At 58.6% G+C, this 18717-nt stretch carries 16 protein-coding genes; 9 read left to right on the top strand and 7 right to left on the bottom strand.

Annotated features, from left to right (window positions below; genetic code table 11):
* Positions 1–8: 8 nt before the first annotated feature.
* The 6 genes from FXO11_RS20685 (at position 9) to bamE (ending at position 6189) form a co-directional block, all read left to right on the top strand.
* Complete coding sequence (locus tag FXO11_RS20685) at positions 9–239, top strand: Imm32 family immunity protein (RefSeq protein ID WP_148864691.1); 231 nt, start codon at positions 9–11, stop codon at positions 237–239.
* Positions 240–569: 330 nt separating this feature from the next.
* The gene (locus FXO11_RS19990) at positions 570–2039 is read left to right on the top strand and encodes an RHS repeat domain-containing protein (RefSeq protein ID WP_148864690.1); all 1470 of its coding nucleotides are present in this window, start codon (positions 570–572) and stop codon (positions 2037–2039) included.
* A 408-nt stretch (positions 2040–2447) separates the two neighbouring features.
* Complete coding sequence (locus FXO11_RS19985; protein ID WP_148864689.1) at positions 2448–2876, top strand: hypothetical protein; 429 nt, start codon at positions 2448–2450, stop codon at positions 2874–2876.
* Between the two features lie 53 nt (positions 2877–2929).
* Complete coding sequence (locus tag FXO11_RS19980; RefSeq protein WP_148864688.1) at positions 2930–4531, top strand: DUF4124 domain-containing protein; 1602 nt, start codon at positions 2930–2932, stop codon at positions 4529–4531.
* Positions 4532–4907: 376 nt separating this feature from the next.
* Complete coding sequence (locus FXO11_RS19975) at positions 4908–5816, top strand: DMT family transporter (RefSeq protein ID WP_148864687.1); 909 nt, start codon at positions 4908–4910, stop codon at positions 5814–5816.
* A 58-nt stretch (positions 5817–5874) separates the two neighbouring features.
* Entirely contained in the window at positions 5875–6189 is a 315-nt protein-coding gene (bamE, locus tag FXO11_RS19970) for an outer membrane protein assembly factor BamE domain-containing protein (protein WP_148864686.1), read from the top strand.
* A 21-nt stretch (positions 6190–6210) separates the two neighbouring features.
* Here the strand turns inward: bamE and FXO11_RS19965 are convergent, their stop codons facing one another.
* Positions 6211–6840 (bottom strand): TetR family transcriptional regulator, encoded by a 630-nt coding sequence (locus FXO11_RS19965; RefSeq protein ID WP_148864685.1) that lies wholly within the window; start codon positions 6838–6840, stop codon positions 6211–6213.
* 174 nt (positions 6841–7014) lie between these two features.
* On the opposite strand from FXO11_RS19965, the gene FXO11_RS19960 reads away from it, so the two are divergent.
* Positions 7015–8598 (top strand): flavin-containing monooxygenase, encoded by a 1584-nt coding sequence (locus FXO11_RS19960; protein WP_148864684.1) that lies wholly within the window; start codon positions 7015–7017, stop codon positions 8596–8598.
* A 277-nt stretch (positions 8599–8875) separates the two neighbouring features.
* Positions 8876–9154 carry a YrhK family protein gene (locus FXO11_RS19955; protein WP_148864683.1) on the top strand — a complete coding sequence of 93 codons (279 nt, stop codon included), beginning with the start codon at positions 8876–8878 and terminating at the stop codon, positions 9152–9154.
* Between the two features lie 186 nt (positions 9155–9340).
* Here FXO11_RS19955 and FXO11_RS19950 read toward each other — a convergent pair whose 3' ends face one another.
* From FXO11_RS19950 to FXO11_RS19930, 5 genes are all read right to left on the bottom strand, one after another.
* Positions 9341–10114, bottom strand: coding sequence for an SDR family oxidoreductase (locus tag FXO11_RS19950; RefSeq protein WP_148864682.1), 774 nt, complete (start codon positions 10112–10114; stop codon positions 9341–9343).
* 21 nt (positions 10115–10135) lie between these two features.
* The gene (locus FXO11_RS19945) at positions 10136–11281 is read right to left on the bottom strand and encodes an acyl-CoA dehydrogenase family protein (protein WP_148864681.1); all 1146 of its coding nucleotides are present in this window, start codon (positions 11279–11281) and stop codon (positions 10136–10138) included.
* 10 nt (positions 11282–11291) lie between these two features.
* Complete coding sequence (locus FXO11_RS19940; protein WP_148864680.1) at positions 11292–12479, bottom strand: acyl-CoA dehydrogenase family protein; 1188 nt, start codon at positions 12477–12479, stop codon at positions 11292–11294.
* Positions 12480–12659: 180 nt separating this feature from the next.
* The gene (locus tag FXO11_RS19935; protein WP_148864679.1) at positions 12660–13841 is read right to left on the bottom strand and encodes an acetyl-CoA C-acyltransferase; all 1182 of its coding nucleotides are present in this window, start codon (positions 13839–13841) and stop codon (positions 12660–12662) included.
* Between the two features lie 68 nt (positions 13842–13909).
* The gene (locus tag FXO11_RS19930; protein WP_148864678.1) at positions 13910–16009 is read right to left on the bottom strand and encodes a 3-hydroxyacyl-CoA dehydrogenase NAD-binding domain-containing protein; all 2100 of its coding nucleotides are present in this window, start codon (positions 16007–16009) and stop codon (positions 13910–13912) included.
* A gap of 225 nt (positions 16010–16234) precedes the next feature.
* On the opposite strand from FXO11_RS19930, the gene FXO11_RS19925 reads away from it, so the two are divergent.
* Positions 16235–16855: a TetR/AcrR family transcriptional regulator gene (locus FXO11_RS19925; protein ID WP_148864677.1), complete on the top strand. Its 621-nt coding sequence runs from the start codon at positions 16235–16237 to the stop codon at positions 16853–16855.
* 54 nt (positions 16856–16909) lie between these two features.
* Here FXO11_RS19925 and FXO11_RS19920 read toward each other — a convergent pair whose 3' ends face one another.
* Positions 16910–18670: a biofilm-associated metzincin protease Mep72 gene (locus FXO11_RS19920; RefSeq protein ID WP_202980263.1), complete on the bottom strand. Its 1761-nt coding sequence runs from the start codon at positions 18668–18670 to the stop codon at positions 16910–16912.
* Positions 18671–18717 lie beyond the last annotated feature (47 nt).

Below are 18717 nucleotides of genomic sequence, written 5' to 3'. Positions count from 1 at the left end.
GAGGCTCTATGTTGACGTTTGAATGGGACAGTGAAGCAGAACAACTTGAGATACATGCAGATGCAAACGGATTGAATGACTTGGTCTCGCAACTCTTAAAGCTAGCCGCTCATAGTGAAATTGATCATATACATTTGATGACGGAAGATTGGGGTGGTGATGAGCTGTCCAGTGATAAACAGAATCAAGGCGCCGAATTGGTTCACCATGTCAAAGTATTCAAATGGGAAAGTGAGTAACGTCCCCTTGCGCGGATTACTTAAGCGTTTTAGAACATGGCCCGTCTTCGTTTGAGTATTTAAGGGGATTACGAATTCAACGGCATCGATAAGGTCGTTGAAGAAAGTACACCGCTCGATGAGGTCACTCAGTATGAGTACGACCGGGATCGGCGACTGACGGCCATCGAACTGCCATCCGGCCAGCGCATCGAGCATAGCTACATCGGTGATCGCCTGAGTCGCACAGACACGCCAGAGGGGGCCATTCTCTACACCTACCATCATGGCGACCAACTCAGTCAGGTCTCCGAAGGAAGCGAATCGCTGAATTACACCTGGGACGGGACCTTGCTTAAGGAAGCCCGCTACCAAGGCGAGCTCAACGAAAGCATCCTGTATGACTACAACGCCGACTTCCGGGTTAGCAGCCTGAGCTATGCCGGTGGCCAGACGAACCTCAGTTATGATGCCGATGGCCTCCTGACAGGCATCAATGGCTTTGCCATAACGCGCCATCAGGACCATGGCTTGCCCACAAACGTCAGCGACGGCGTGTTCGACCAGAGCTTGGTGTACAACGCATATGGCGAAATGGCAGCGGTAACCAACACCGTGGGTGGGAACGCGACCTACAGCTACGAGCTTGAACATAACAGCGTGGGCCAGATCATCGGCAAGACCGAGACGCTCCCCTCTGGTGCGGAAATCGAGTACCGCTACGAGTATGACGACAATTACCGTTTGACGGGTGTGTACAAGAACGACCAACAGGTCGAAACCTATCAATACGACGCCAACGGTAACCGCACCCTGGCTACAAGTCTGGAAATAGGCATCTCGGCCCAAAGCGCCAGCTTCAATCTTGGCGATCAACTGGAGGGCGCGGGCGACAGTACCTACGAGTACGATGCCAACGGTCGGTTAAGCAAGAAAACGACGTCAACGCCGGAAGGCAATGAGGTCACGACCTATGAGTACAGTAGCCAAGGGCGGCTGAAGCGCGTCGAAACGCCGGAGCATGTCATTGAGTATCGTCATAATGCGATGGGTAACCGGGTTGCCAAGCTAAAAAATGGTGAGGTGGTTGAACACTACCTTTGGCAGGACAAAACGACGCTGCTGGCTACGTATGATGGGGAAGGGAATCTTAAGCAGCGGTTTGAGTATACGCTGGGTCATACCCCAACCAGTTTTACCGAGAATGGTGAGATCTACTTCGTGCTGAGCGACCAGTTGGGCAGTCCACGCATCATTGCCGACAGTGCGGGTCAGGTGATCAAAGCGATTGAGTACGATGCTTATGGCAATGTGATTGCGGATAGCCAGCCGAGTTTAACGATTCCGTTCGGGTTTGGTGGTGGAATCAAAGATGTCGATACCGGGCTGATTAGGTTCGGGTATCGAGACTATCTTCCTAGTACGGGGCGTTGGACAGCACGGGATCCGATCAGTTTTACAGGTGGAGACACAAACCTTTATGGCTATGTGCTTGGCAACCCCATCAACTTCGTTGATCCATTTGGATTGGCGCCTAACTGGGTAGGACCGACTGCGGCAGTAATAGGTGCCACCGGGGGCGGTCTGATTGGAATTGGTATTGCAACGGGTAACCCTATCGCAGCTGCAGTGGGACTCGGACTATCTGCAGTTGCTGGAGGCCTGACAATATGGGACTGGGCTACCAAGCCCGTAGAAATGATTGACAATATAAAAAATGGTGAGGATATGAAGCAGATAGAGGAGAGCATGAAGAACCTGAAAGAGCTTAATGGAGGGTTTAATAATAGCGATGGTGAAGGCGCTTCATGCCCCAATTAAACCAATTGCGAAATAGGTTCTGTTTATTATGACGACTCCTGAAAGCGAAAAACTTTATCTAAAACTACAAAAGCTAAGAGTATGGCCTGCGGCAGGCTTGCTTATAATTTTGGTTGTTTTTGGTGCCGGTATGATCTATGTTTCAGAAAATATATTTTTTGATAATTTTTTGGGCTTTATTTCCGAGCGGGCCTCCGCGGAAGTTGTTTCGTATGTCCAGGTTGTTTTGTCCAAAAATATGATGCTTTGGTTGTTCTTCTTGGGTTTTTCAATCTTTATAAATTTAATCCTAATATATATTCTATGGACTATAAGAAGATATATTCGCGAACTGGACATGTCTCGGTAAATTAACCTAATTATTAATTTTGAGTGTCCTTTAAACCGGTTGGGAGTTAGGCGGTTTACATGGTTCCACGATGTCTGCACGGTGACCAGTTTGTTAACATATTTTTCAGGTTGCCGGAAGTCTTAAGGGCTGCTTATTTGGTTGGATTTATCATGCTTGTTAGCCCAGTTCTTGGGGTTCCACTCGAGCTATTGAGTAGTGAATATAATATCAATTCAAACACGGCCTATTTATCTTTTGCGCCTGGAGTTTTTGTATATTTTTTGGGATTGCATCTTTTGGTCGATAAGAAAGGGCGAGGATTTTTTATTCTATATTTTGGATGGTTAATGAATTCATGGTGTATATATCCTTTTTTAGATGATCAAGGAAAATCTTTACATCTCCCTGGTTTTGTATTTCTTTCCATTTTAGGTTTGATTTTGATTGTAATTTTAGCGTTAAATAAAGATTTTAGAGTTTGGTTTAAATCTAGTGAAAGCGTTTGAAGAAATGAAAGATAAACCGAATCATAGTTACAATTATCAAGCAAGGAGCGACAGTGTCCGAGACATTCAGGTTAATCGTATTCCTTTGCCTGTCTGTCTCATTTGGGGTTCAGGCGGAGTTCTACAAATGGGTTGATAAGGATGGGCGGACGCACTTCAGCGACAAGCCTCCGGCTGGTCAACAGAAGCAGAACGTAGAAGCATCAAAGAAGGCGTCAGCTGCTAGTTCAACAGTCTCAACTGTACAGAGCAATCGTCCAGGCGCTTCGGCTCCAAAAGCTCAGACGAGTTATAGCCATCCAAGTGCAAGCGAAGTCCTGCGGGTACGAAAACTCTTTGAGAGTGGTAAATTCGACCAGCTAAATCGTGTGCTGGCCGACAGCTTGCAAGCCGTCAAGAAGGATATCGGCAACGAATCCCACCTTCGGGAGGTATACCAAGTATTCCGACAGGACGATCCTGCCTGGGAAGTACTCTTTGACCGCTGGGTTTCACAATATCCGCAGCAGTATCAAGGGTATCTCGCACGGGCAACCTATCTGGTTTATCGCGGATGGGAGGCCCGTGGAGGCGCATACATTGACAAGACCCCTCAGGAATACATCGATCAGATGAGGGCGTTCATGGACCGGGCGCAGGCTGATCTGACCCGGGCGTTAGACCTGGAAGCCGATACTCTCTGGGCCTACTGTGTTCGAATCAATATCGCCAAATCAGGCGGCAACTACAAGGGCGCGCTCTACACGCTGGAGCAAGCGACGACACGCTACCCCGCGACCTACCTGGCACGGAAATACTATATCGAAACGCTGGACCCCAAATGGGGAGGCTCACCCCTTTCCATGGTCGGCTTCGCGACCAGTGCGCAGCACTACGCCGATATTAATCCCCGACTTCATCGGTTGCTGTCCTACGCCTACTACGAAGCCGGACGCATGGCGTATATCAACAAAGAATACGCAAAAGCCAGTGAGTTTCTCTCAATTGCAATCGAAAACGGCGGACGCCCGCGTAGTTACTTTATGAGAGGCAAGATCTATGCGCGCGAGGACGATCATGAGAAAGCGCTGGCGGATTTCAACGCCGCTATTAAACAGGATAAAGAGGATGGAGATTATTACTACTGGCGCGCCAAGTCGTTTGCTGCGGTCAAGCGTTACGATGAATCGCTCATTGATATCCAGCGTGCCTATGAACTCAAACCCGAAGACAAGTGGATCAACAAGTTTCGTGTGAAGTTGATGTCGTATGCGAAGAGGTCCGATATTCCCCCCGTGGACGCAGGGGCAAGCGACGCCGGAAGCGCAGAGTCTCTGTTCAGGCAGGCGAAGAAGCTGATAGAAGACAGGCAGCCAGAACAGGCGAAAGTGATTTTGGATCGGGCTATCAGAATGAGCCCCACCGAGTTCCGCTACTACCAGCTGGCCGACCATGCCTTGTTCATACAGGGTAGAACCCGGGACATATTGGATTATTGGGAGAGCTACCTCGCACTGAAACCAAACGATGATCGCGCTTACCTTGAACGTTCCGGCACCTACTACCATTTGCAGGATTTTGACGCAGCCAAGTTAGACGCAAAGCGGGCGATGGATCTCGGAAATTCGGAAGCCGAGCGGCTTTATGAGCGGCTGCGGCAGTTAACAAAGAGTTAGTGCGTTCAAGGCTGGCTTCCAGGCCGAAATACAAGGGAGGAAGCCAAACCGGCCCGCAACAGTGAATATCTCGCGTTGACACCTCTATCTCCGCCGGGCATGCTTGATTTCTGTTTCAGCAACCGTTCCCAACCGGAATAGTCTTCGATGCCAACCCGCCTTCCAGCAATGACCGACGCCCGCCGACTGGCGCGCCTAATGCGCGTGGTCCTGTGGGCCCGTGTGTCATGCGCTGGGGCTGGAGACGCCGACTGCTGAATCAGAATCGAATCTCCCAAAGACCGCAGCGCTTCTTGCCCTGCGGTCTTTTTCGTTGGGGCGGAGGTGTTGGGTTTTAGGGGATTTTTTCTACGGAGCCCACTGGAGAAGGAACCCCATGCACGTCCCGGCAGCTTACCTGATCGTCGTTCTTGTCTGGTCCACCACGCCGCTCGGCATCGTCTGGAGTGGCGAAACCATCCATCCCATCATGGCCGCGTGGTCCCGTATGGCCATTGCCGCGGTGCTGGGTTGGCTGCTGCTGCGGGCGTTGCGCATTCCGCTGTCCTGGCGCGGGCCGCATCTGCGGGCATACGGCTATGCGCTGCTCGGTGTTTATGGCGCGCTGAGCCTGAGTTATGTGGCGGCGCAGACCGTACCGTCAGGCCTTATCTCAGTGCTTTTTGGGCTCTCGCCTTTGTTGTCGGCATTACTCGCGCAATGGCTGCTGAATGAGCCACCACTGCCGGTTTATCGCTGGATAGCCTGTGTCGTTGCGTTGGCCGGTTTGGGGGCGATCTTTCTGGATGATGTGGCAATCGGTCGGGACATTGTTCCCGGCGTGTTACTGATTCTGGTGGCGGTTGCGCTGTTCAGCTATAGCGCGGTCATGGTCAAGAAAACAGCGTCGCCGGCGCATCCATTGGCGCAGACGGTTGGCACCTTGCTGCTGAGCCAGCCGTTTTTCGCGGTCACCTGGCTTGTGCTGGATGGGTCGGTTCCGTCAGTCGACTGGTCGTCGGCGTCGCCCTGGGCGATTGTGTATCTCGCACTATTCGGTTCGTTGCTGGGGTTCGTCAGCTACTACCACGTGCTGCGGCATCTCTCGGCCAGCACGGTGGCGCTGGTAACGCTGATTACCCCCGTGTTTGCCCTGTACCTGGGGCAGTGGCTCAACGGGGAAATTATCTCGGCGGCACTGGCTTTGGGTAGCGGGCTGATTCTCGCCGGTCTGGCGCTTTTCTTTTTCGGACATCGGATCTTCTTGCGCCCTGCGCGGCGACCCCGGGGCGTTACGGGTCCGTAATCGAAAGCGGCAGGTGAAGCGGTATGATGGAGGCAAATCAACCCCCGGAGATGTTGTTATGCAAGGCATGAAATCGCTGTTGGGTGCCGGTGTTCTGACGGCTGCGGTACTGGTGGCAGGCTGCGCGACAGTGGGTCAGGACTTTGCCACCCACAACGTGGACGAGATCAGGATCGATCAGACCACCCGCGCCGAGATCCAGGAAATGTTTGGCGAGCCCTGGCGTACCGGTCTGGAAGACGGCAAACGCACCTGGACCTACGGCAAGTACCGCTGGTCCGCCTTCAGCGATGCCGAGACCACAGACCTGGTGGTGCGCTTCAATGCGGACGGCACCGTCGATTCCTACGTCTATAACACCACCGGCGAGTAAGGCCGGCAGCCCGCCGGCGGGTCAGTGCTTACTGACCCGTTCGGCAATCTCCTCTGGAGACAGGTGCTCCACCAACGCCCCCCGAAACTGGCGGTTGATGAACCGCTCGGTTTCCAACTGGATCCGTTCGCGCTGATCCGCCTTCTCGATATAGTCCATGGCCCGGAACAGGATGTAGCGGATGGTCATATGCGAAATCTCGTGGATCGTCGCCTCGTCCAGCCCGCTGACCAACTCCCGCTCGATGATGTCTTCCGCCATTTCCCGGGCGCTGGCGTTCAGCTGGGCTTCCAGGGCGCGGCGTAGAATGGCGGAAGGTCCGTGCAGTTCACGCACCGCCACGGTGGTCGCGGCCGGGTTGCTGAGAAAGTAGCTGTAGACGAACGCCACGGTATCGTGTGAGGCCTGGTCCGAGCTTTCCGCCATGCGACGCAACTCACGGACGCCCGCTTTCATTTCCTCGGCGATATAGCCCAGCACCTGTAAACCGAACTCGTCGAGATTGCGAAAATGCCGGTAGAAGGTGTTCGGATTCAATCCCGCTTCCCGGGCCAGTTCCCTTAGACCCAGCGACGTCAGGCTGCGACTCTGCGTGGTCAGGCGCAGGGCCGCCTGTACCAGCTTCAGTTTGCCTCCGGTCATCACGCTCATCAGGACGCCTTCTTGTCTGTGTGGGCCAAAACGACGATTTATTGAACAGCGAAAGTATACAGGCGTCTACTTGTTGATGTATACGTCTGTATACCGACGTAGACAAGTGTCTACATGAATCACTCGAACAACAATGGGCCTCCGCAAGCGGAGGTGGCAACGAGGTGGATGGCTATGAGCAAGAACACGCCTATCGCGATTATCGGCACCGGTTTTGCCGGGCTGGGCATGGCGATCAAGCTGAAGGAAGCCGGCTATGAGGACTTCGTGATCCTCGAGCAGGGCAACGAGGTGGGCGGCACCTGGCGCGACAACCATTATCCCGGCTGTGCCTGCGACGTTCAGTCGCCGCTTTACTCCTTTTCGTTCGAACAGAATCCCAACTGGTCGCGCATGTACGCCCAGCAGTCGGAGATTCTCGACTACCTGCGCCACTGCGCCGAGAAGTACGGGCTGATGCCGCATATCCGCTTCAATACCCACCTGGCCGCCGCCCACTATGATGAGCAGCGCAACCTGTGGACGCTGGCGACGGCCGATAGTCCGGCTTTGTGGGCCTACATGCAGAAGAAGGGGCTCAAGCCCGGCGACGCCCTGGACATCGACGATCCCGAACTGCCGAAATTCGAGACAATGTACGCCAACGTGCTGGTGTCCGGCATGGGCGGCCTGAGTACGCCGTCGTACCCGAAGATCAAGGGGCTGGATACGTTCAGGGGCAAGATGTTCCATTCCCAGGACTGGGACCACCGCTACGACCTGAAAGGCAAGCGGATCGCCGTGATCGGCACCGGCGCCAGCGCTATCCAGTTCGTGCCTGAGGTGGCGAAGCAGGCCGCCCGCGTCGATCTGTATCAGCGTACCCCGCCGTGGGTCATGCCCAAGCCGGACCGTGAGATGAAAGGCTGGGAAAAGGCGCTGTTCCGCCGGATGCCGGCGGCGCAGTCAGCCCTGCGCAACTCCATCTACTGGCAACTGGAAGCCCGGGTGCTGGCCCTGGCACTCAATCCGCGGCTGATGAAGGTCGCCGAACTGGAGGCCCGCCGGCATATCCGCCGCCAGATCCCGGACAAGAAACTGCGCAAGAAAGTCACGCCGGACTACACCATCGGCTGCAAGCGCATCCTGCTGTCCAACAACTATTACCCGGCCCTGGCCCAGGAGCATGTGGACGTGCGCACCGACGGCATCCGGGAAGTCACCGCCAAGGGCGTTATGGATAAGAACGGCGTGGAGCGGGAAGTGGACGCCATTATCTTCGGCACCGGTTTCAAGGCCCAGGAGCCGATCGCGCCGGGGATGATCTTCGGGCGCGACGGGCAGGATCTGCTGGACGCCTGGAAAGAGGGCGCCGAGGCCTACAAGGGCACCACCGTCCACGGCTTCCCCAACTTCTTCATGCTGGTCGGCCCCAACACCGGGCTGGGTCACAGCTCGATGGTCTACATGATCGAGTCCCAAATTCAGTACGTGATGGATGCCCTGGCGCGGATGAAGCAGGAAAGCTGGGACGCGGTGGAAGTGAAGGAGCAGCCGCAGGTGAAATACAACGCCATGCTCCAGTTCAAGTCCGGCGGTTCGGTGTGGGAGACTGGCTGCAACAGCTGGTACGTCAACGAACACGGCAAGAACACTGCGCTTTGGCCGAGCTTTACCTGGGCGTTCCGGCAGCAGACAAGCCGGTTCGATGCGGAGCAGTATCGGTGCGAAACGTCTGCGGCGTTGCGGGCGGTTGCGGGGGAGCCAATGCCGGCCTGAGGCCTCAGGACACGCGAGGAGGTACAGCCACGGGCATGCACCGTCGTCGTACCGTGCGCTGATATGAAGTAGGACCTCCTCTTTCAGTGCTCAGGCCATTATTTACTCGCCGGATGAGGCCAATTTATCAGGGTGCCCATGAGGCGCATCAGCAGGTAGATCATGCTCGCCCGCAACCGAGCCTGAAGCAAGACCATGATCATCCTTGTTTCGACAACTTGTTCGCGGGTTCCATAGAATGGCAGTGACGCCACATTGCACTCAGGAGCTTTGCAGAATGAAACAAGAGGACACTACGGACAATCCGCTAACCCTGACCATCGGCCATGAACAGCTGGTTATTCGCCGCCGCTATGAAATCCTGAGCATCCTCAACGATTTCATGATTGCGATATGGTTCTTTGTTGGCAGTGTGTTGTTTCTATACCCGTCCCTGGAAACAGCGGCCATCTGGCTGTTTATTATCGGCAGTTTCCAGTTCCTGATTCGGCCGACAATCCGCCTGCTGGCACATTTTCATGTGCAGCGGGTTCCGGAGTCGCATTGGGACGGTTAAACACGTATCGGTGCCGCCCGACTGCCTTGTCAGCGGTAACGTGTCTTCCATGGCGTCGAGGTGTCGGAAAATGTAGCCGATGCTTCAGCTTCGGAGGGCCCGCCAGGGCCCCCGGGTTATCGGCGAGCCTGCGGCCCGCTCGGAAGCTGAAGCATCCGCTACATATTGCGGGGGAGCCTTTTCAACTCACGAGACCAACGTCCCCCCGTCCACCGCCAGACACTGCCCGGTAATATGCCGTCCGGCTTCCGAGGCCAGCAACACCGCCGCGCCTTTCAGATCCTCATCCCCGCCAAACCGGTTCAGCGGTATCCGCTCCAGCATGGTGTCGCCCTGGGCGTCGAGCAGCCCCTGGGACATTTTGGACGGGAAGAAGCCCGGGCACAGGGCATTCACGTTGATGTTGTGATGGCCCCATTCGGCGGCCAGCGCCCGGGTGAAGTTCACCACCGCACCCTTGCTGGTGTTGTAGGCGATGGTTTTCATGGCTTCCGGGTTGCCTGACAGGCCGGCGATGGAGGCGATGTTGATCACCTTGCCGGCCTTGCGCGGGATAAAGCACGTGTTGGCCACGGTCTGGGTGAGGAAGAACACCGCGTTGACGTTGAGGTTCATCACCTTCATCCAGCCTTCCGCCGGGTAGTCTTCGGCGGGCGCGCCCCAGGTGGTACCGGCGTTGTTGACCAGAATATCGATATCGCCCAGGCCTTCGACGATTTTGTCCACAACGGCGGGAATGCTTTCCAGGTCGGACATGTCCGCCGCCAAAGTTAGGACATCGACGCCCTGAGCCTTCAGGTGCTTTTCCGCCTCATCCAGTTCGTGCTGCTTGCGGGCGGTGAGGGCCACCTTGGCGCCCATTTCGCCCAGGGCCTCGGCCATTTGCAGGCCCAGTCCGCGGGAACCGCCGGTGATCAGCGCCACCTTGCCGGTCAGGTCGAGAAGTTGTTTTACGCTCATGCTGTCGCTCCTTGTCTTGTTTTAGGCGCTCTTAAGCAGCCCGTCGCTGACCTGGGCCAGATGGTGGTCGGCGTCGCCGAACAGCAGGTTGATCAGGGTCAGGCGCTTGAACAGGTGGGCGGCGAACATTTCTTCGGTCACGCCCATACCGCCGTGCAGCTGAACGGCCTGCTGGCCCACGTCGCGGGCGGACTGGCCCACCAGGGTCTTGGCCATGGAGATGGCCTCGCGCCGCTTGTTGCGGTCATCCGAATCCGCCTCGCTGGCGGCCAGGATCGCCATGGATTTGGCCTGCTCGGCGGCGATGAACATATCCGCCATACGATGCTGCAGCACCTGGAACTTGCCGATGGGTATGCCGAACTGTTTTCGGGTTTTAACGTACTCTAGTGTAGTCTCGTTCAGTGCTTCCATGGCACCCACCGCTTCGGCGCAGAGTGCGGCAATGCCCAGATCGACGGTCTTCTCGATCACCGGGCCCGCCTGACCGGCTTCACCGATCAATGCGTCGGCTCCGACCCGCACATTGTCGAAGTGGATCTCTGCAGTGCGATGGCCGTCGTGGGTGGCGAAGTCCTGCACACTCACACCCGAGACTTCGCGGTCGACCAGGAACAGCGAGAGGCCTTCGGCGTCGCCGGACTTTGAGTCAGTACGGGCGGAGACGATCAGCTGATCCGCCTGCGCGCCGTGAATGACCGCGGTCTTGCGGCCACTGAGAACGTAGCTGTCGCCGTCTTTCTGCGCCGTTGTTTTCACGTAGGCCAGATTGTAGCGGGCGCCCGGCTCGCTGTGTGCGAAGGCCAGCAAGTGCTCACCGGCGGCGATCTTCGGCAGGATGTCCGCCTTTTGCGCCTCGGAACCAGCATCGCGGATCAGCCCGCCGCCCAGCACCACGGTCGCCAGATAGGGCTCGACCACCAGCGCCCTGCCGAAGCAGTCCATCACCAGCATGGTGTCGATGGCGTTACCGCCCAGACCCTCGTAGTCCTCGGGGAAGGTAAAGCCCAGCAGGCCCATTTCGGCGAAGGCGTTCCAGGTCGTGCGGTCCAGACCCTTGCCGGATTCGATGATTTTCCCGCGCTTGTCGAAGCCGTATTCATTAGCCAGGAAGCGGCGCAGGGAATCCTGCAGCATCTGCTGCTCTTCGGTCAGATTGAAGTTCATAACGCGCTCCTTACAGGCCCAGAACCAGTTGGGCGATGATGTTGCGCTGGATCTCGTTGGACCCGCCGAAGATCGACAACTTGCGCATGTTGAAGTAATCGCCTGCGGCTGGCGTGGCATCGAACGAGCCTACGCGCGGCCCCTCGTAATCCAGTTCCAGCGCGTCCGGAATATGGGCGATGGCGTCTTGTCCGCCGGCCTCCATCAACAGCTCGAACAGGCCCTGGCCGATCTCGGTCCCCCGGATCTTGAGAATCGACGCCTGCGGCCCTGGACCTTTCTCGTCGGTCAGTACCCGCAGCGTCGTCAGTTCCAGCGCGCGCAGTTCGGTATCCAGCTGAGCCAGGCGATCACGGAAGCGGGTGTTCTCGATCAACGGCCGCTCGCCGTCGCGTTCTTCCCGGGCGACTTCCTTGAGCCGGCGCATCAGCGCTTTCCACTGCCCGACATTGGCCAGGCCGGTGCGCTCGTGACCCAGCAGGAACTTGGCGTAGGTCCAGCCCCGGTTTTCCTCGCCGACGAGGTTTTCCACCGGCACCTTGACGTTGTCGAAGTAGACCTCGTTAATCTCGTGCTCGCCGTCGAGCATGATGATCGGGCGTACGTCGATGCCCGGCGTTTTCATGTCGATCAGCAGGAAGGAGATACCCTGCTGCGGCTTGCCTTCGCTGCTGGTGCGCACCAGGCAGAAGATCCAGTCCGCATGCTGGCCCAAGGTCGTCCAGGTTTTCTGGCCGTTGACCACGTAGTGATCGCCTTCGCGTACTGCCTTGGTTTTGAGAGAGGCCAGATCTGAGCCGGAGCCGGGCTCGGAGTAGCCCTGGCACCACCAGTCCTCGCCATTGAGAATGCCCGGTAGGAAGCGCTCTTTCTGCTCCTCGTTGCCGAAGGTCATGATCACCGGTGCCACCATACGCAGACCGAAGTCGAGCTGGCGCGGCGCCCCGGCCAGGGCGCATTCCTCTTCGAAGATCAACTGCTCGATCGGGCTCCAGCCTGGGCCGCCGTGTTCCTTGGGCCAGGTCGATCCTCCCCAGCCTTTATCGAACAGAATTTTCTGCCAGCGCTGGGTCATGGCCTTGTCCGGCCGCAGGCGTTTTTTGACGCGCTGGCGGATATCGTCGGGCAGGTTGTCCTGCAGGAACTGGCGCACGTCCGCGCGAAAGGCCTCCTGCTCGGGGGAGTAGTTCAGGTCCATGGCAAACCTCGTTGTGAGACGTAAAAACCCGTTGAGCGATTGTGTGCTGTTGTTGGTGTAGCCGACGCTTCAGCTTCGGTGGGGACGTCAGTCCCCCGGCCGGTCTCGGCAGGCTTGACGCCTGCTCCGACGCTGAAGCGTCGGCTACACAAGCTTTAAAGCTCGGTGTTAGCTGCCAAATCAAGCCACTTCAAACAGGCCGGCAGCACCCATGCCGGTGCCGACGCACATGGTGACGACCACGTACCTCGCGCCGCGACGCTTGCCTTCGATCAGCGCATGGCCGGTGAGACGCGAGCCGGTGGTGCCGTAGGGGTGACCCACGGCGATAGCGCCGCCGTTGACGTTCAGGCGATCCTGGGGAATGCCCAGCTTGTCGCGGCAGTAGAGCACCTGCACGGCGAAGGCTTCGTTCAGCTCCCATAGGTCGATGTCGTCCACGCTCAGGCCATGGCGCTTGAGCAGCTTGGGCACGGCGAACACCGGGCCGATGCCCATCTCGTCCGGCTCGCAACCGGCGACCGCAAAGCCGCGGAAGATGCCTAGCGGCTCGATATTGCGTTGCTGGGCCAGCTTGCCGTCCATCAGCACGCAGGCGGAGGCTCCGTCGGAGAACTGACTGGCATTGCCCGCCGTCACCACGCCACCCGGCATGGCAGAGCGGATCGTTTTTACGCCTTCGAGGTTGGTATCTGGACGGATGCCTTCGTCCTGGCTGACGGTCACTTCTTTCGTGCTCAACTGGCCGGTGGCCTTGTCCGCCACGCCCATGGTGGTGGTGATGGGCACGATCTCGTCGTTGAACTTGCCCTCCTCGCGGGCCTTGGCGGCCAGTTGCTGCGAGCGCACACCGTACTCGTCCATGTCTTCTTTCTTGATGCCGTAGCGCTGGGCCACGGTTTCAGCGGTTTGCAGCATGGACCAGTAGAGTTCCGGCTTGTTCTTGGCCAGCCAGGGCTCCATGAAGTAGTTCTGGTTGACGTTGGCCTGAACGGTGGAAATGGACTCGACACCGCCGGCCACCATCACCGGCACCTTATCCACGGCGATATGCTGAGCCGCCATGGCGATGGCCTGCAGGCCGGAGGAGCAGAAGCGGTTGATGGTCGCACCGCCTACGGAAACCGGCAGCCCCGCGCGGATCGCGCCCATGCGGGCCACATCGTTACCGGTGGAGCCTTCGGGCAGGGCGCAGCCCATCAGCACGTCTTCGATTTCGTTGGGATCGACCTTCGAGCGCTCGACCGCGTACTGGATCGCATGGCCGGCCAGGGTGGCGCCGTGGGTCATGTTCAGCCCGCCACGCCAGGACTTGGCCAGCGGGGTACGGGCGGTGGATACGATGACGACATCATTGGACATAACAATTCTCCTGTTGGCGGACCTGCCCGGAGGCGACCCCGCTTGAATTCTTTGACCGGATACCCGAGTTATTTGGAGCGCTCATCGAAACGCTTGCCCTCTGCTGCGCAGCGCGCCAGCAGCGGGGCCGGTTCCCAGAAACCTGGTTGGGTATGCGTATCGGTAAAGGCTTCCATGGCGCGGACCACATTGGGCAGGCCCACTTCCTCGGCGTAGTGCATGGGGCCGCCCCGGAAGATCGGGAAGCCGTAACCGGTCAGGTAAACCATGTCGATATCGGAGGCGCGCTGGGCGATGCCTTCGTCCAGCAGGCGGGCGCCCTCGTTGACCAGGGCGTAGACGCAGCGTTCGACGATTTCCTGGTTGCTGATCTTGCGCGGGGTGATGCCCAGTTCGGCGCGCACCTCGTCGACCACCTTGTCCACTTCCGGGTCGTGCAGGGCGTTGCGGTTACCCGGCTCGTAGCGATAGAAGCCAGCGCCGGTCTTTTGCCCGTAGCGGCCCATCTCGCACAGGCGGTCGGCCACCACCATCTTCTTCATATCCGGGTTTTCGGCGTACAGGCGCTTGCGGATGGCCCAGCCGATGTCGCCGCCGGCCAGATCCGCCATGCGCAGCGGGCCCATGGCAAAGCCGAACTTCTCGATGGCCTTGTCGATCTGCTGCACGGTGGCGCCTTCTTCCAGCATCAATATGGCTTCACGCTGGTACTGGTTGATCATGCGGTTGCCGATGAAGCCATCGCACACGCCGGACACCACGGCGGTTTTCTTAATGGTCTTGGCCAGCTTCATGGCGGTGGCCAGCACGTCCTTGGCGGTCTTGTCGCCGCGTACCACTTCCAGCAGCTTCATGATGTTGGCCGGGCTGAAGAAGTGCAGGCCAATAACGTCTTCTGGACGCTTGGTGAAGCTGGCGATCTTGTTCAGGTCCAGGGTGGAGGTGTTGGAGGCGAGGATCGCGCCCGGCTTGCAGGTGGCATCCAGTTGTTCGAACACCGACTGCTTGACGCCCATTTCCTCGAACACCGCCTCGATCACCAGGTCGGCATCCTTCAGGTCGTCGTAGGATAGGCTGGGCGTGAGCAGGTCCATGCAGGCCTTGGCCTTATCCTCGCTCATCTTGCCTTTCTTGACCCGGCCTTCGTACACCTTCTGGACGGCCGCGACGCCACGGTCCAGACCTTCCTGCTTCATTTCCACCAAGGTCACCGGGATGCCGGCATTGAGGAAATTGATGCTGATGCCGGTGCCCATGGTGCCGCCACCGATCACACCGACCTGCTTGATCTCGCGGGTCGGGGTATCGCTCGGTACATCGGCGATCTTGCTGGTCAGGCGCTCAGCGAAGAACGCATGACGCAGGGCCTTGGATTCCGGGGTTTGCAGCAGGGTGGCGAAGGCTTCGCGCTCGACCTTCATGCCCTCGTCGAAAGGCTTGGTAACGGCGGCCTGAACGGCATCGACACACTTCAGCGGCGCCGGGTAGTTCTTGGCCACCGCGCCCACGGTATTGCGGGCGAACATGAAGAAACCTTCCGGATTCTCGTGCTTGGCTTTCAGGTCACGCACGCGTTTGAGCGGCAGGTTCTCGCTGATCACTTTCTTGGCGTAGGCCAAGGCGCCTTCGAGCAGGTCACCCTCGGCCATGTCATCGAACAGCGGGCTGCCCTGGAACTGCTTGGCCGGGACTGCGGCACCGGAGACGATCATGTTGAGCGCGTGCTCTGCGCCGATCAGACGCGGCAGGCGTTGGGTACCGCCCGCGCCGGGCAAAATACCCAGCTTCACTTCTGGCAGGGAAATCTGCGCATCGGGCTTGGCCACGCGGTAGTGACAGCCCAGTGCCAGCTCCAGCCCGCCGCCCATGCAGGCGCCGCTGATGGCTGCGATCACCGGCTTCTTGGCGGTGTCCAGGTAGTTGATCACGGTGGTGAGGATCGGCTCGGCCAGCATCTTGTCCGTGCCGAATTCGCTGATGTCGGCGCCGCCGGAGAAGGCGCGGTCGGAGCCGATCAGCACGACGGCCTTGATGGCGTCATCGCTTTCGGCCTGCTTGATGCCGTCGACGATGCCCTGGCGCAAGGCCAGGCCCAGGCCGTTGACTGGCGGATTGTCCAGGCGGATGACGGCGATGTCGCCGTTCACGTCGTAGTGCGCGGTGCTCATTCGAGTGCTCCTTATTGGCACGCGGGGCGGAGCGAATTGCTGACGCCGACCCCCGCATTGGATCGAGGACAGGTGCAGGAATCGATGGTCGAAGACTCCATACACTGGTGTATTGTTTTTCCGTACACTAATGTATGTTGAAGAAGTGGTCAACGCTGGCGAAGGACTTGACCGCATCATGTAGAATTCGTCGCTCATATTTCGGCAACAGGATCAGCAACCGGCATGAATGAGGCTAAAACCCAGGCCAAGCGCAGCTCACGCACGTCCGACAAGGCGCAATTGACCCGGGATAACTGGCTGGATGCGGCTGCCGGCGAGATTGCCGCAGGCGGTTTTGGCCATCTGCGGGTGATGACCCTGGCCAAGAAGCTGGGCGTCACCCGGGGCAGCTTTTATTGGCATTTCCGCGACCACGAAGACCTGGTAGTGAGCTTCCTCGACCGCTGGCGGGATCGCCGCCTGCACGAGCTGCAATACTGGAAGCCCAAGGGCGAGAACACCTCAGAGGAGTTGCGACAGATCCTCGAACTGCTGCTGACCGATGCCGCGCGTAACGTGCGGCGGTTGCAGGTGGAACTGGCGGTGCGGGATTTCGCCCGGCGGGACGCCTATGCGGCGGGTATTGTCGAGCAGGTGGACGAGGCGCGAATCAGCCAGAACTGCATTCTGTTCCAGCACATCAGCAAGGACCCCCAGCGCACCCGGGACCTATCGCTGCTGCTTTACGTTGCCACCATCGGTTCCCAGGTAGTGCTGACCGGGCGTGGCGAGGACGACAACGCCATCGGCCGCATCGAGGATTTGATGGCGCGGGTGGTTATGGGTTTCAGGGAAGAGAATTAAAAAGCCGGGCACGTGGCCCGGCTCACTTTCGTCATGCTCTCGGCGGCCAGAATGTTACTGGCGCACCTGCAGGTTATCGATATACAGCCGGGTGGCCGCTTCCGGTCCCATCACATGGAGACGCAGTTGGGTCACCGGTCCTTCGGCGTCGACGCGGAAGCTGGCTTCGATCCGCTGCCAGGCATGGGTGGCGATGGCTTCGCCGCCAAGCTGCTGCCAATGGGGGCCGGCGTCATCCACGTAGTAGGCCCAGAGCTGGGCATTGTCCGAGCCGAGCGCCGAGTTGCGCAGGAACACATCCACGCTGGCTTGATAGGTCTGCCCGGCTTGCAGTACGCCATGCACGTCAAAGCCGGGGCCCGAGTACCAGCTGTTCCGGTTCGCCGACAGCAGCCCGTAGTTACCGGATTGAGCGGTGCGGGAGAAGTAGAGCCCGGTACCGAAGTACGCGCCCCAGCCGGTGGCGCCATTCTCGAATCCTTCGTCGACCAGCAGCTTGGGCTCCTCTGTCTCGGGGGTACCGGCGTTGACCAGTTTCACCTCGTCCACGTAGAAATCGACGCCGGGTTCCGGGCCATAGAACACCAGTTGAGCACCATTCAACGACGAGTCGCCATCCAGAGTGAAGGTGTGGTCGTAGGTGCTCAGCTCACTGTTGCTGAACGAGGCTTCCGGCAGGTACTGATAGCGCGTGCCCTGGCTGTCGCTGAGCTGGATTGTGGCGCGGATGTTGTCGCGCTCGGCGCCGGATGCAATACCGAGTTTCGCGGTCAGGCGGTATTGCTGGCCGCCCTCCACCACGCCGGTCATGTCTTGCACCGGGCCGCCGTAGAACTGGGAGCGGTCGGTGACGCGCAGCACGTAATCCCGGCCGCAATCGGCGGTAAAGGCGCTTTGCTGTAGCGTGGCGGCATTGGCAAATGCGTCCCAGGCGGACAGGCTGTTGAAGTCGCCTTGCTGCAGCAGGTTGCCCTCCAGCTCCGGCTTGTTGCAGATCGGCAAATCGCCGTTGCCACCGCCATCGTCGTCACCGGGGTTGACCGTCGGCACGAAGCCGGCCACCTGACTGGCCACTACCCGTAGGTTACCCACTGAATCCGCGCCGTCCGGCTGATTGCGATCGACCCCGCAAAGCTGGCCTTCGCACTTGCGTTGCTGCGGACTGGAGAACTGCTGCACCTGGTTGCGGGTGCCGTAGGCCTGGGGGTAGGCCATGATGGTGCTGAACAGACCGTTGACACCGTGGCCCCGGGCCCAGGGGTAGAGGCCGCCTTCGGATTGCTGGACGTAGGAATGGCCCAAACTCATGTTGTGACCGAGTTCGTGACTGAAGGTGCTGTAACCGCAATCGATACCCACCAGGCTAAAGCCCAGACTGGGGGCGTTGCTATAGAACTGGCCGGTGCCGGGCTGCCCCGGCGGTACGTAGGCAATACCACAGACGTAGCCCCCATTGACCGGCTCGCGCAGATTGAGCAGGGTCACAAGGTCGGCGCCGTACTGCTGGCGCAACTGCGCCACCGTTCCGTCGTTGCGGAACGCCCCGAGATTGTCGCCGGTGACGTAGGTATAAGGCAGGTCTACGTTCTCAGCGCCTACCAGGCGCAACTGCATGTCTACCTCGCTGTTTTGGTAGGCCTGATTGGTATATTCGATATACGAGGCGACGCGGGCGTCGATATCGCTGCCGTTACGGGTCTGCGTGGCGTCGTCGATATACAGCACCAGCACGTCGATGGTTTCCGTCGCCTGTGCGCCTAAAGCAATACAGGTGGCGCCCAGCCCTGCCACCCATTGACTCGTCCTTTTCATCATTCTTTCTGCCTTGCGATTTGGTTGGTTTTACCGGGTACAGCTGTACC

The sequence above is a fragment of the Marinobacter fonticola genome (genome assembly GCF_008122265.1).
Classification (GTDB): Bacteria; Pseudomonadota; Gammaproteobacteria; order Pseudomonadales; family Oleiphilaceae; genus Marinobacter_A; species Marinobacter_A fonticola.
Note: the sequence above shows the minus strand (reverse complement) of the source record. Positions and strands in the feature narration are given on the sequence as shown.

Coding starts and splice junctions, on each gene's coding strand:
- bamE (WP_148864686.1), top strand. CDS start 5,875: ATGCAAGGCATGAAATCGCTGTTGGGTGCCGGTGTTCTGACGGCTGCG.
- FXO11_RS19955 (WP_148864683.1), top strand. CDS start 8,876: ATGAAACAAGAGGACACTACGGACAATCCGCTAACCCTGACCATCGGC.
- FXO11_RS19960 (WP_148864684.1), top strand. CDS start 7,015: ATGAGCAAGAACACGCCTATCGCGATTATCGGCACCGGTTTTGCCGGG.
- FXO11_RS19965 (WP_148864685.1), bottom strand. CDS start 6,840: ATGAGCGTGATGACCGGAGGCAAACTGAAGCTGGTACAGGCGGCCCTG.
- FXO11_RS19940 (WP_148864680.1), bottom strand. CDS start 12,479: ATGGACCTGAACTACTCCCCCGAGCAGGAGGCCTTTCGCGCGGACGTG.
- FXO11_RS19945 (WP_148864681.1), bottom strand. CDS start 11,281: ATGAACTTCAATCTGACCGAAGAGCAGCAGATGCTGCAGGATTCCCTG.
- FXO11_RS19950 (WP_148864682.1), bottom strand. CDS start 10,114: ATGAGCGTAAAACAACTTCTCGACCTGACCGGCAAGGTGGCGCTGATC.
- FXO11_RS19985 (WP_148864689.1), top strand. CDS start 2,448: ATGGTTCCACGATGTCTGCACGGTGACCAGTTTGTTAACATATTTTTC.
- FXO11_RS19935 (WP_148864679.1), bottom strand. CDS start 13,841: ATGTCCAATGATGTCGTCATCGTATCCACCGCCCGTACCCCGCTGGCC.
- FXO11_RS19930 (WP_148864678.1), bottom strand. CDS start 16,009: ATGAGCACCGCGCACTACGACGTGAACGGCGACATCGCCGTCATCCGC.
- FXO11_RS19925 (WP_148864677.1), top strand. CDS start 16,235: ATGAATGAGGCTAAAACCCAGGCCAAGCGCAGCTCACGCACGTCCGAC.
- FXO11_RS19920 (WP_202980263.1), bottom strand. CDS start 18,670: ATGATGAAAAGGACGAGTCAATGGGTGGCAGGGCTGGGCGCCACCTGT.
- FXO11_RS20685 (WP_148864691.1), top strand. CDS start 9: ATGTTGACGTTTGAATGGGACAGTGAAGCAGAACAACTTGAGATACAT.
- FXO11_RS19975 (WP_148864687.1), top strand. CDS start 4,908: ATGCACGTCCCGGCAGCTTACCTGATCGTCGTTCTTGTCTGGTCCACC.